This window comes from Thiohalorhabdus sp. (genome assembly GCF_036628635.1).
Lineage (GTDB): Bacteria > Pseudomonadota > Gammaproteobacteria > Thiohalorhabdales > Thiohalorhabdaceae > Thiohalorhabdus.
Window position 1 is genome coordinate 17640 of sequence record NZ_JAZKRM010000027.1, and the last position, 12903, is coordinate 30542.

The 12903-nt window shown below is 69.2% G+C and carries 11 protein-coding genes; all 11 read right to left on the reverse strand.

Features of this window, described 5'->3' with window-relative positions:
- Positions 1-24 precede the first annotated feature (24 nt).
- On the reverse strand, positions 25-1260 hold the full coding sequence (ftsA, locus tag V5A19_RS09680) for a cell division protein FtsA (RefSeq protein ID WP_332318583.1): 1236 nt from the start codon (positions 1258-1260) through the stop codon (positions 25-27).
- Positions 1257-2126 (reverse strand): cell division protein FtsQ/DivIB, encoded by an 870-nt coding sequence (locus V5A19_RS09685; protein ID WP_332318582.1) that lies wholly within the window; start codon positions 2124-2126, stop codon positions 1257-1259. Before V5A19_RS09685 ends, ftsA begins: the two co-directional genes overlap by 4 nt.
- On the reverse strand, positions 2098-3000 hold the full coding sequence (locus V5A19_RS09690) for a D-alanine--D-alanine ligase (RefSeq protein ID WP_332318581.1): 903 nt from the start codon (positions 2998-3000) through the stop codon (positions 2098-2100). Before V5A19_RS09690 ends, V5A19_RS09685 begins: the two co-directional genes overlap by 29 nt.
- Complete coding sequence (gene murB, locus V5A19_RS09695) at positions 2997-3890, reverse strand: UDP-N-acetylmuramate dehydrogenase (protein ID WP_332318580.1); 894 nt, start codon at positions 3888-3890, stop codon at positions 2997-2999. The genes V5A19_RS09690 and murB overlap by 4 nt, the downstream gene beginning before the upstream one ends.
- On the reverse strand, positions 3887-5317 hold the full coding sequence (gene murC, locus V5A19_RS09700; RefSeq protein WP_332318579.1) for a UDP-N-acetylmuramate--L-alanine ligase: 1431 nt from the start codon (positions 5315-5317) through the stop codon (positions 3887-3889). Before murC ends, murB begins: the two co-directional genes overlap by 4 nt.
- Positions 5307-6392, reverse strand: a complete 1086-nt coding sequence (gene murG / locus V5A19_RS09705) for an undecaprenyldiphospho-muramoylpentapeptide beta-N-acetylglucosaminyltransferase (protein ID WP_332318578.1) — start codon at positions 6390-6392, stop codon at positions 5307-5309. The genes murC and murG overlap by 11 nt, the downstream gene beginning before the upstream one ends.
- On the reverse strand, positions 6389-7582 hold the full coding sequence (ftsW, locus tag V5A19_RS09710; protein ID WP_332318577.1) for a putative lipid II flippase FtsW: 1194 nt from the start codon (positions 7580-7582) through the stop codon (positions 6389-6391). The genes murG and ftsW overlap by 4 nt, the downstream gene beginning before the upstream one ends.
- The gene (murD, locus tag V5A19_RS09715) at positions 7569-8996 is read right to left on the reverse strand and encodes a UDP-N-acetylmuramoyl-L-alanine--D-glutamate ligase (RefSeq protein WP_332318576.1); all 1428 of its coding nucleotides are present in this window, start codon (positions 8994-8996) and stop codon (positions 7569-7571) included. Before murD ends, ftsW begins: the two co-directional genes overlap by 14 nt.
- A gap of 7 nt (positions 8997-9003) precedes the next feature.
- Positions 9004-10086 (reverse strand): phospho-N-acetylmuramoyl-pentapeptide-transferase, encoded by a 1083-nt coding sequence (mraY, locus tag V5A19_RS09720; protein ID WP_332318575.1) that lies wholly within the window; start codon positions 10084-10086, stop codon positions 9004-9006.
- The gene (locus tag V5A19_RS09725) at positions 10087-11445 is read right to left on the reverse strand and encodes a UDP-N-acetylmuramoyl-tripeptide--D-alanyl-D-alanine ligase (protein ID WP_332318574.1); all 1359 of its coding nucleotides are present in this window, start codon (positions 11443-11445) and stop codon (positions 10087-10089) included.
- Positions 11429-12903 (reverse strand): UDP-N-acetylmuramoyl-L-alanyl-D-glutamate--2,6-diaminopimelate ligase (locus tag V5A19_RS09730; RefSeq protein ID WP_332327774.1); only part of this gene is annotated, 1475 nt, incomplete at its 5' end. The genes V5A19_RS09730 and V5A19_RS09725, both read right to left, overlap by 17 nt.

Below are 12903 nucleotides of genomic sequence, written 5' to 3' on the forward strand. Positions count from 1 at the left end.
GCGCGCTTGCCGGCCTAGCCGTGATCAGAAATTTTCGCGGAACCAGGCCCGCATGCGTTTCACCAGCGTTTTCCACCCTGTTCCGGACCAGTCGCGGACCGCTGGGTCCCCGCCGTGCCGGAGCCCGAAAAGCACCAGCCCCACTCCCGTAGCGTACATCGGGTTACGCACCACATCGTTGAGCCCGCCCACGCCTTCCGGCCACCCGATCCGGACCGGGGCGTGGAAGACCTCCTCCGCCAACTCCTGCATGCCTTCGGTCTGGCTGGAGCCGCCCGTGAGCACGATCCCGGACGCCACCACCTCCTCCAGCCCCGAGCGCCGAAGCTCTTCCTGAACCAGGCCGTAGAGCTCCTCCACCCGCGGTTGAATAATTTCCGCCAGCGTCTGGCGCGCTAGCTTGCGCGGCTCCCGGCCGCCCACCGAGGGCACGTCGATCTCCTCGTCCTCCGTGATCAGGTCGGTAAGGGCACAGCCGTAGTTCTGTTTGATTTCCTCCGCCGCCCAGGTAGGGGTGCGCAGGGCGAAGGCGATGTCGTTGGTGATCTGGTCACCGCCCACCGGCAGTACCGCAGTATGGCGCAGGCTGCCCTGAGTATAGACGGCGATGTCGGAGGTGCCGCCGCCGATGTCGACCATGCACACCCCGAGCTCGCGCTCGTCCTCGGAAAGTACCGATTCGGCGGAGGCCACCTGTTCCAGAACCACATCGTTGACATCGAGCTCGCAGCGGCGAACGCATTTGATAATGTTCTGCACCGCCGAAACCGCCCCGGTAATGACGTGGATCTTGGCCTCTAGGCGTACCCCCGACATACCGATGGGCTCGCGCACCCCTTCCTGGTTGTCGATAATGAACTCCTGGGGGAGGACGTGCAGAACCTTCTGATCGGTGGGCAGGGCGAAGGCCTTGCCGTTGTCGATCACCCGCTGGACATCGGCCTCGTCCACTTCCTGGTTCTTGATGGCCACCACCCCCTGGGAGTTATGGCCACGGATGTGGCTACCGGCGATGCCGGCGTATACCGCATCGATGGTGCAGCCGGCCATGAGCTCGGCTTCCTCCACCGCGGCTCGGATGGAGGCCACCGTCGACTCGATGTTGACCACCACCCCTTTGCGCAGGCCGCGGCTGGGATGCCGGCCGATGCCGATAATCTCCAAATCGCCATCGACGGTTCGGCTGCCGACAACCGCGCATACCTTGGAAGTTCCGATGTCGAGTCCGACGATCAGGTGGTTCTCTGGATTCCTGCTCATATCCGGCCCTTAAGGCCCGCTGGTTGCGAGCTTGCGCCATTGACCAACCGGGCCGCCGGTGGCAGCCCGCCCGTACTCGCCTGCTCCCCCTTCTGCAGTCCCGACCGAGCGCCTTCGGCAACGGCGACGGCGATGCCGTCGGGGTACCGGAGATCGATCCGGGTCACGGTCCGCTCCAGCAACCCCCAGCCGCGACTTACTCGCATCAGCCGCTCCAGGCGGCGGGACCAGCTGTCCCTTCCGAAACGGACTGTGATCCCCTCACCCAGATGCGCCGTCCAGTCTCCCCGCGCGTCCACCCTTAACCCCGAGACCCGGGGCCCCTGGCCTAAGCGGCCCTTCAGCACGGCCAGGCGACTGCGCAGCTCCTCCAGCCGCGCCCGCGGCCCTTCCAAACGGGGCAAACCGCCCACCGCCGGATCCTCGGGGCGAAAGACCGCCCCTTGCGCGTTTACCAGCCGCCAACCGGCCCTAGGCCCCGGGCGCCAGCGGGCCACCGGGCGGTGCTCCGTTATCGCGACCACCAGCTTCCCGGGCCAGCGCCGCCGCAACCGGGCCTCACGGACCCAGGGCCGCTCCTCCAGAGCCCCCTGGAGCCGCCCCAAATCGGCGGTGAAGAAGCCTCCACGCAACCGCTCGGCCAGCCAATGGGCCAGGGCATCCGGATCCTCATGGCGTAGCTCCATGGCCACGGCCATTCCGGTCACCGGGAACTGCCGGTCAAGCCAGGTCCGCAGGGCGTCCATTTGGCCGGCCACCGCCACACCGGCAGCAACCACCAGCCCCGCTACCACCAGGTAGCGCAGCCGCACCGGCAGGTGAAGCCGGCTCGGTTTCTTACCCTCGGGCCGTCGTTGCCGTGCCAAGGATACGCTCCACCAGTTCGTCGAAGCCGATGCCGGCGTGCGCCGCCGCCTTGGGTACCAGGCTGTGCTCGGTCATGCCCGGAATGGTGTTCACCTCGATCACCTGGAGCCCAGCCTCACCCACCATGAGATCCACCCTTCCCCAGCCGTCACAGCCCAGGGCCCAAAAGGCGGCCAGTGCTACCCGCTGACACTGCCCTTCCACCACCTCGCCCAGGCCGGTGGGCTGGTGGTATTCGGTGCCGGCACCGCTGTCGTACTTGGCGGTATAGTCGTAGAATCCGCGCGTTATCTTCAGCCGCAGCACGGGGAGTGGCTCGCCGTCCAGAACACCCACGGTGACCTCGGTGCCCGCCACCCAGGCCTCCGCCAGAACCGTATCGTCGTAAACCCGCGCGGCCTCGTGAGCTGACGCCAGATCGACCGCTTGGTCCACGCGCTGCAATCCCAAGGAGCTACCGCTAGCCGCCGGCTTGACCATCACCGGCCAGCCAAGCCGGGCCGCAACCGTATCGTACGGCTCGCTGGCAAGGTCGACCACCGGCGGCGTAGGGATCTGAGCGGCCTGCCAAACCTGTTTGGAGCGCAGCTTGTCCATAGCCAGGGCCGAGCCCAAAACCCCGGAGCCGGTGTAGGGAACGCCAAGGGTCTCCAGACACCCCTGAACCACACCGTCCTCCCCGAAGGGCCCATGCAGGGCCACCCAGGCGCGCTCGGCACCGGTTTCCCGCAACCGCTCGGGCAGGTCGGCCCCGACATCGATCCGGGCCACCCGGTAGCCCCGGCGCTCCAGGGCAGCAGCCACGGCGGAACCGCTGTCCACGCTGATCGCCCGCTCCTCGCTGGGGCCCCCGTAGAGCACCGCCACCGTCATGGCTCCCGTCCCATGATCCGGACCTCCGGGATTAGCACCACCCCATGCACCGCCTCGACCCGTTGTTGGATCAGCCGGATCAGGCCCTCGATGTCGGTGGCGGTGGCCGCCCCGCGGTTGACGATGAAATTGGCGTGGCACTCGGAAACCTCGGCGCCCCCCACCCGAGTGCCCTTGAGGCCGGCGGTCTCGATCAGCCGAGCCGCGTAATCGCCCTCGGGGTTGCGGAACACCGAGCCGGCATTGGCCAGGTTGATCGGCTGCGTGGCCTCCCGGTGGGCCAACAGCTCCTTGGTCCGGGCCCGGATGGCTTCCGGGTAACCGGGAGTAAGGCGCAAGTGGGCGGCCACAAACCATTCACCCTCGGCAAGCCGCGTGCGGCGATAGCCCAGGTCGAGTTCCGACGGTTCGGCCCTGCGGACATTGCCGCCGTGGTCGATCACCTCCGCGGCGGCCAAGACATCGGCCATCTCCCAGCCATAGGCGCCGGCGTTCATGGCCAGTGCCCCACCCACTGCACCGGGGATGCCGGCGAGGAACTCCGCCCCCGCCAAGCCCGCATCGGCGCAGAAGCGCGCTACGCGAGCCGAGCTGACCCCGGCCTCCGCCCGCACGGTGGTTTCGCCCAGCTGCTCCAGGGCCTTGGGCCCGTTGCGGGTGCAGATGACGGTGCCTCCCAAACCGCCGTCACGCACCAACAGGTTGGATCCGTGCCCCACCCAAGTCAGCGGCCCCACCACCGACCCAGAGGCCAGGAAGGCCTGCAGATCAGCCAGGGTCTTGGGGGCGAACAAGCGGTCAGCGCTCCCGCCGGCCCGCCAGGTGGTCCGGGGGGCCATGGGCACCTCATAGCGCACCTGTGGATTTCGTGTCCGGGCTGCCGCGCTCATGCCGAGGCCTCCGCTTGCGGGCACAGCTTCCCGGCCAGGCTGCCGATGTCCCCGGCACCCAGGGTCAGCACCACGTCCCCGGGGCCAGTCCGCTCGGCGAGGTCCGCCGCCAGATCGGTCAGGGATCCCGAAAACCGGGCGTCGGGATGCCCCCGGTGCAGCACCGCGGCGTGCAGGTCGGCACCGAAAGCGCCTTCGATGGGAGCCTCCCCGGCCGAATAGACCTCCCCCACCAAGAGAACATCGGCGGCGTCAAAAGCGGCGCCGAACTCTTCCAGCAGGTCGCGGGTACGGGTATAGCGGTGGGGCTGAAAGGCTACCACCAGGCGCCGGTCGGGCCAGGCCTCACGCATAGCCTCGAGGGTGAGGCGAATCTCCTCGGGATGGTGGCCGTAGTCGTCCACGTAAAGCACCCCATCGCGCTCGCCGCGCACCTGCATGCGCCGACCCACCCCGGAAAACTGCTCCAGGCCACGGCGGATGGCATCGGGGGCCACCCCCAGGTGATGGGCCACCGCAATGGCGGCGACGGCGTTTTGAACATTGTGGCGCCCGGCCAGATTGAGGGTTACCGTCAGCAGCGGCTGCTCAGCACCTCGCTGCCAGCACTCAAAACGGGTATGCGCCCCTTCGGCCGCCAGGTTGCATGCCTGGTAGTCCGCCGCCGGGTCGAACCCATAGGTAACCCACGGTTTGGAAAGGCTCGGCAGCATGGCCCGCACCCGGGGGTGGTCCAGGCACAGCACGGCCAGCCCGTAGAAGGGCACCTGCTGGAGGAACTGGAGGAAAGCGGCCTCCAGCTCCTGGGGATCGCCGCCGTAGGTATCCATGTGGTCCGGATCCATACCCGTTACCACGGCCACCTGCGGATGCAGGTAAAGGAACGAGGCGTCGGATTCGTCGGCCTCGGCCACCAGGTAGTCCCCCTCACCCAGCATGCCCGTGCCCGAAATGGCGTTGAGCCGGCCACCGATCACCATGGTGGGGTCCAGTCCGCCCTCGTGGAGCAGGGTGGCCACCAGCGAGGTGGTCGTGGTCTTGCCGTGGGTGCCAGCCACGGCCACCCCGCGCTTGAAGCGCATGAGCTCGGCCAGCATCTCCGCCCGGGGAATGACTGGTATGCCCCGGGCGCACGCTGCGGCCACCTCGGGGTTGGTCCGGCTCACCGCCGTTGAGGTCACCACCACATCCACCTCAGCGATGTTGGCCGCCTCGTGACCCAAGTGGATATCCGCGCCCAGGTCGCGCAGATGGACCACCGTGGGCGATTCCTTGAGGTCGGAGCCGGAGACCGGGTAACCCAGCCCCAGCAGCACTTCGGCGATGCCGCTCATGCCCACCCCCCCGATACCCACGAAATGGATGCGATGATGGCGCTCGGGACCCACCGGCCGGCGCATGGCCTCTAGGGACTTATCAGGCCGCATGATCGGTCTCCTCCCACCCCAGACAGGCATCGGCCACCACCGCAGCCGCATCGGGCCGGGCGAAGGCGCGGGCCGCCTCGGCCATTTCCGCCAGGCAGGAACGTTCACCCAAATCGCCATCCAACCGGGCCCCCAGGGCCACCGGGTCCCATTCGGACTGCGCCACACACAGGGCGGCACCGCGGCTCACCAGGGCCTCGGCATTGCGCCGCTGGTGGTCGTCCACGGCATAGGGGAAAGGCACCAGCACGGCGGGCAAGCCAACCGCCGCCAGCTCGGCCACCGTGGCCGCTCCAGCCCGGCATACCGCCAGGTCCGCCCAGGCGAAGGCAGCCGCCATGTCGTCGATGAAGGGCACCACCTCGGCCTCCAGCCCGTGCTCGTAATAGGCAGAGCGCACTTCCTCCAGCTCGCGTTCGCCGCTCTGGTGCCAAACGTGGATCGCCCGGCTACCGGCCGCCAGCCACGACGGCACCTGGCGGTTCAAGAAACGGGCCCCCTGGCTGCCCCCAAACACCAGGACCCGCAAGGGTCCCTGGCGGTTACCATAGCGCTGCCCCGGCGCCGGCAGGGCCAACAGCTGACGGCGGACCGGGATGCCCGCCCATTCAGCGCGTGGCCCCAGGGCCTCGGCGGCCTCCGGGAAACCGGTCAGGATCCGTTCAGCCAGTCGCCGCAGGGAGCGAACCGCCAAGCCCGGGACCGCGTTCTGCTCGTGCACCACCAACCTCCGGCCCCCCAGACGGGCCGCCAAACCGGCGGGCACGGCGGCGTAGCCGCCCATGGCGAGAACCGCCGAGGGCCGCAGCCGGCGCAATGCGGACCCCGCTGCCCAAACCGTCCGCCCCAGAGTGGCCGGAAGGGCCGTCCAACGCCGCCACCCTCCGCCGCGCAGGCCGCGCATGCTCACGGTCTCAAGCGGGAAACCGGCAGCCGGCACGGCACGCGTCTCTAAGCCATCCGGCGTCCCCAGGAAATGGACCTCCACACCACGGGCCTGCAGCTCCGCGGCCACCGCCAGGGCCGGGAACACGTGGCCTCCGGTGCCACCGGCGGCGATGACCACCCTACTCATGGCGTGGCCCCCGCACGGGAGGGTGAGCGATCACCGAAGGGGCGTGGGCCCGCGAAAGGAGAAGGCTTCTTGGTGCCCTCGCGGTGGCGGTCGATGCTGGCCAGAATGCCCAAAGCCGCCAGCGTGGTTACCAAACTGGAGCCACCGTAGCTAACCAGCGGCAAGGTCAGCCCCTTGGTAGGAAGCAGCCCCAGGTTCACGCCCATATGGGCCAAAGCCTGGAGGCCTAGGATGAGGGTCAGGCCCTGGGCCACCAGCCGGCTGAAGGCATCCGGTGCCCGCCCGGCGATGGCGAAGCCGCGGTGGACGACAACGGCGTAAAGGGCCAGGACTCCCAGGGTTCCGGCCAATCCCAGTTCCTCCCCGATAACCGCGAAGATGAAATCGGTGTGGGGCTCAGGCAGGTAGAACAGCTTCTGAATACCGTCGCCTAGACCCACCCCGGTGTACTCGCCGCGGCCGAAGGCAATCAGCGACTGGCGCAGCTGGAATCCCGAATCCTGGGGATGGGCCATGGGGTCCAAGAAGGCCACCACCCGTTGATAACGGTAGTCACTGCCGAACACCGCCCAGGCGGCCACCGGCACGATGGCCAGGCCTGCCGCGAGCAGGTGGCGCAGCCGGATGCCGCCTAGAAAGCCCATGACCAGGCCGGTGCCCACCACCATGACCGCGCCTCCGAAGTCGGGCTCCACCAGCAGCAGGCCGGCGGACAGCCCGGCTATGGCCAGGATGGGCAGCAGGCCATGGGTGAAAGTGCCCAGGTGCCCCTCGCCCTTGCGCACCATATAACCAGCCAGGTAGAGCACGAAGGCCACCTTGAACGGCTCCGAGACCTGGACCCGGAAGGGGCCCAGCGCCAACCAGCGGTTGGCGCCGCTGACCTCCACACCGATCCCGGGAATGAGCACCAGGACCAGCGCAACCAGACCCGCCAGCAGCACCCAGGGGGCCAGACGGCGCCAGGCCTCGGGCAGCACCAGGGCGCAGCCGATACCGACAAAAATTCCCACCACGGCGTAGAGGGCTTGGCGCGCCACCACCTGGAAGGAGCTGCCCACCTCTTCCGCCGCCAGCGGCGCCGAGGCCGAATACACCATCACCATACCCAGGGCGAGCAGGCCAGCGGCCGCGCCCAGGAGGGCGGTATCGGGAAGGGCTTGGCGCAAGCGCTGCTCACGGCTCGGCACGGGCATCCTCCAATGCGGCCACGGCACGGCGGAAGTCGGCTCCCCTCGCCCCGAATCCGGGGTACTGATCGAAGCTGGTGCAACCCGGCGAAAGCACCACGGCGTCGCCGGCCTGGGCGGCCTCGGCCGCTCGCGCCACCGCCTCGTGCATGGTGCGGGCAAACACCACCGGCACCACCTCCGCCACGGCGGCGGCGATGGCCCCGGCGGCCTCGCCGAGCAGCACCACCTGGCGCCCGCTCCGCCGCAGCGCGGGCGCCAGGGCGGTGAAATCCCCTCCCTTGTCGACGCCCCCAGCGATCCAGACGAAGGGAGCGTCGAGACCCTCCAGGGCGGCCTGGACGGCGCCCACATTGGTGCCCTTGGAGTCGTTGACGTAGCGCACTCCCCCGAGCTCGGCCACCGCCTCCATGCGGTGGGCCAGCCCCCGGAACTGGCGCAGGGCATCGGCCATGGCCGAGGATGGAAGGCCCAGGGCGGCCCCGGCAGCGAGGGCGGCCACCGCATTGGCGCGGTTGGGCAGCCCCACCAAGGGCCACTCGGCCACCGCCAGCACCGGTTCCGGGCCCCTGTCGGTGCCCAGCGCGAGCCAGGCCTCCACGTCGTCTTGCATAACCCCGGCACCGCCGCGGGCCGGCGGACCCAGGCCGAACCAGGCCACTGCCGGCCCCGGTTGCAGGCCCTCGGCACGGCGCCGGATCTCGACGTCGTCAGCCCCGAGGACGGCGGTGTCGCCCTCGCCCATATTGGCCAAAAGCCGCCATTTGGCGTCGAAGTAGGCGGCCTCATCGGCGTAGCGGTCGAGGTGGTCGGCGCTGAGATTGAGCACCGCTGCAACCTGCGGCCGGAATTCTCGCAAGGCCTCGGCCTGGAAGCTGGATACCTCCACAACGAAGGCCTCGGCCTCGGCATCCGCTAGCAGGTCCAGCACCGGTGTGCCCAGATTGCCCCCCACGGCGACCCGCCGACCGGCGGCGGCGAGCATTTCCCCGATCAGGGTGGTCACCGTGGACTTGCCGTTGGAGCCGGTAACCGCCACCACCGGGGCCGCCACGTAGCGACCAAGCAGCTCGACATCGCCCACAACCTCGGCACCCGCCGCAGCAGCATCCCGGATGGCCGGCTCCGACAGGGGCACGCCCGGGCTGACCACCACCAGCTCGGCCGCCTCCAGCATCTCCCTGTCCAGCCCGCCCAGGGCCAGGCCGGCCAGGGCATCGGCGCGCGGCATCTCCTCCAGGGCCGGCGGCGCCATGCGGCTATCCGTCACGCTCACCCTCGCCCCGGCGGCCGTCAGGAAACGGGCGGTACTGGCCCCGGTTCGCCCCGCGCCCACCACCGCCACCGGCCGGCCGGACCAGTCGGCGCGGGCGGCAGCTTGCGGTGCAGTATGCCGGTCGATGGTAGCGGTCATGCAGCCCTCACCGGATCTTGAGTGTGGACAGAGCAATCAGCACCAGGATCACCGTAACGATCCAGAACCGGACCACGATGCGCGGCTCCGGCCAGCCCTGGAGCTCGAAGTGGTGGTGCAGGGGCGCCATGCGGAACACCCGCTTCCCGCGCAGCCGATAGGAGGCCACCTGGATCATCACCGACAGCGTTTCCACCACGAAGATGCCGCCCATAATCACCAGCTCGATCTCCTGGCGCGCCACCACGGCCACCAGGCCGATGGTGGCGCCCAGGGCCAGGGCGCCCACATCGCCCATGAAAACCTGGGCCGGATAGGCGTTGAACCACAGAAAACCCAGCCCGGCACCGATCAGGGCGCCGCAGATCACCGCCATTTCTCCGGCACCGATCACGTGGGGAATATTGAGGTAATCGGCAAAGCCCGCATGGCCGGTAACATAGGCGAAGATGCCGAGGCCGAAGGCGATCATCAGGGCCGGGAAGATGGCCAGACCATCCAGGCCGTCGGTGAGATTGACGGCATTGGAAGCTCCGACGACCACCAGGATCGCCAACGGGATATAGACCCACCCCAGCGGGATCAGCAGCTCCTTGATGAACGGCAGGGACAGGGCCGTGTCCGCCGGGTCGTTCGCCACCAGGTACATCCCCACCGCTGCTGCCGTGGCCACCACCAGCTGCCCGCCGAACTTGGTCCCGGCGCCGAGACCTTTGGGATCCTGCTCGGTCAGCTTGAGGTAATCGTCGAACAGGCCCAGCAGGCCGAAGGCCGCCGTGGCCAGGGTCACCACCCACACATAGGGATTGGTCAGATCCGCCCATAGCAGGGTGGGCCCCAGCAGGGCCACCAGGATCAGGGCGCCGCCCATGGTGGGGGTACCGGTCTTGGGAAGATGGCTCTCGGGCCCCTCCTCGCGCACGGTCTGACCGATGTTGAAACGGGTCAATCGGCGGATCATCCAGGGCCCCACCAGAAACGAGATCACCAGGGCGGTCAGAGTCGCCGCAATGGTGCGGAAGCTGATGAACTGGAACAGGGAGAACCCCGGGAGATGCCCCCAGTAATCGTAGAGAAGGTGGTAGAGCATCTAGCCGCATGCCCCTTTCTCCCCTGGTTGGTCCATCAGCTGCGCGACCAGGCGCTCCAGTCCCATGGAGCGCGACCCCTTGATCAGCACCCGGTCGCCACCGGCGGCCTCATGGGCCAGGACGGCGGCGGCCTCCTGCCAATTGGCGGCAATGCAACCGCCGGTCCCGAAGGCCTCGGCGGCATTGGCGGCGAGGCGGCCCACCGCGATCAGCCTGTCAACCCGCCGCTGTCGGGCGGCCAGCCCGGCCTCGGCATGCCAGGCCGCACTCTCGTCGCCGAGCTCGCCCATGTCGCCCAGCACCGCCCAGGTGTGGCCTCCCTGCTGGGTCAGGACGTCCAGCGCCGCCACCAGCGATTCCGGATTGGCGTTGTAGGTGTCGTCGAGCACGACCAGACCACCCGGGCCGGAACGGATCTGCAAGCGGCCCGCGGTGGGGGCCACCGCCTCCATCCCGGCCGCCGCCCGCTCCGGGGCAATTCCCAGGGCGTAGGCAGCGGCCAGGGCGGCCAAGGCATTAACGGCGTTATGCCGCCCGGGCAGGGCCAGTGCTAGCTCGACCTCCCCGTCCGGGGTAGCGACCCAAAGCCTGCCCCCGCCGGCCTCGGGTTGCCACTCGCCACGGATATCGGCGGCGGCTTCCAGGCCGAAGCGCACCACCCGCCCCGGAGCGGCCGCCACCCACTGATCCGCAAAGGAGGAATCGGCGTTGATGACGGCGACCCCATCCGGACCCAGACCGCCCAGGAGCCGGGCCTTCTCGGCGGCCACCGCCTCCAGCGAACCCAGGCCCTCCAGGTGGGCAGGGGCAGCATTGGTGATCACAGCTACGTCGGGGGCCGCGGTATCGGCCAGCAGGGCCATTTCCCCGCATTCATTGATACCCACCTCCACCGCGGCATAGCGGTGGTATTCCTCCAAACCGAGCAAAGTCAGCGGCATCCCTACCGTGTTGTTCCAGTTGCCCGGGGTGGCTAGGAACGCTTCCGGGGCCTGGACCGACAGGACGGCGGCGATCAGGTCCTTGACCGTGGTCTTGCCGCAAGAACCGGTCACCGCCACCACCCTAGTCGGGCTTCGCAGCCGCCATTCCCGGGCCAGATCGAGCAGGGCGCGACCCGTGTCCGCAACCTCCACCCGGGGAAGATCCGCTCCCTGGCCCGCCTCCACCAATACTCCGGCTGCCCCCGCCTCGGCTGCCTCGGCTAGGAAAGCGTGGCCGTCGTGGCGGGGCCCCTTCAGGGCCACAAAAAGCGTTCCCGGCTCCAATCGGCGAGTGTCCGTGGCCACCCCTCGGAGCCTGGCCTCGCCGTGGCACTGGCCACCGGTCCAGGCCGCTACCTCAGCCAGGGTCATCATGGCCCACGGCCTCCCTTTGCGGGGCGGTGGCCAACCACTGGCGCACCACCTCACGGTCGCTGAACGGCACCCGGCGACCGGCTATCTCCTGATAGGCTTCGTGGCCCTTGCCGGCGATCACCACCCCATCGCCAGCCGTTGCCGAGTCCAGGGCGGTGCCGATGGCCTCGCCCCGGTCGGGCTCGGCCCGGACCTCGGCGGCGCCAATCCCCGCCGCGATAGCCTCGATGATGGCTGCCGGATCCTCACCGCGCGGGTTGTCGGCGGTGAGCACCACCCGATCGCAGAGCCGTCCGGCCACCTCACCCATGGCCGGTCGCTTGCCGGCGTCGCGCTCACCGCCACAGCCGAACACGCACCACAGGCGGTTGGCGGTAAGCTCGCGGGCGCCGGCAAGGGTGCGCTCCAGGGCATCGGCGGTATGGGCATAATCCACCCAAACCCGGGCCCCGGCCGGGGTTGCCCCAAGATCCTCCATGCGGCCGGGCACCGGTGGCACTCCCGATAGGCGCTCGGCGACCGTCGCCGGCGCCATACCGAGGGCCAATCCGGCCGCAACGGCGGCGAGCAGGTTGGGTACATTGACCGCCCCCACCAGGGCGGAATGGACGGTAACTGCACCGTGGGGCGTGGCGGCGACCAGCTCGATACCGTCCGCCCGGGTGCACAGGCTATCGGCCCGGACGTCGCCCTGGCCGACGCCGAAGCGCCAAAGGGCCACCCCGGGTGCCACAGCCCCGGCGAAGTGAGTCACCTCGGGATCCTCGGCATTGACCACGGCGAACCCCAGTTCGGGACGGGCTAGGGCCCGCTGCTTGGCCGCCCGGTAGGCCTCGAGATCCCGGTGGTAGTCCAAATGCTCGGGGCTCAGGTTGGTCCACACCGCCCCGGCCAAGTCGGTACCGGCGAGTCTGTGCTGATCCAGACCGTGGGAGCTGGCCTCCATGGCCACACCGGTGGTGCCATCGTCGGCCATCAGCCGAAGCCGCTGCTCCAGGGTGACCGGATCGGGGGTGGTCTCGGTGGCGCTGTGCAGGGCGCCCGGCCGGCCCCAGCCGAGGGTTCCCACCAAGCCGCCGCGCTGGAACAACCCGGCAATGAGCCAAGCAACCGTGGTCTTGCCGTTGGTTCCGGTTATCACTGCCACAGGCATCTGCCGGGAGGGATGGCCCTGCAGGCGGGCTGCGGCCTCTCCCAGCAGGCGCCGTGCTTCAGGATGTACCGCCAAAGCCGTCTCGGGCGGCACCGCCACCGGCCGCTCGGCGATGACACCGACGGCCCCCGCGGCCACCGCCTCTCCAATGTGGTCATGGCCGTCGGCCCGGCTCCCGCCCAAGGCGAAGAACAAGGCCCCGGGCGTCACCGCCCGGCTATCAGCGGTGACCAAGCTCACCGGCTGCCCGCCATGGGCCTCGGCTACCGCCTCGGGAAGGACCTCGGACCAGTTCATGATGATTG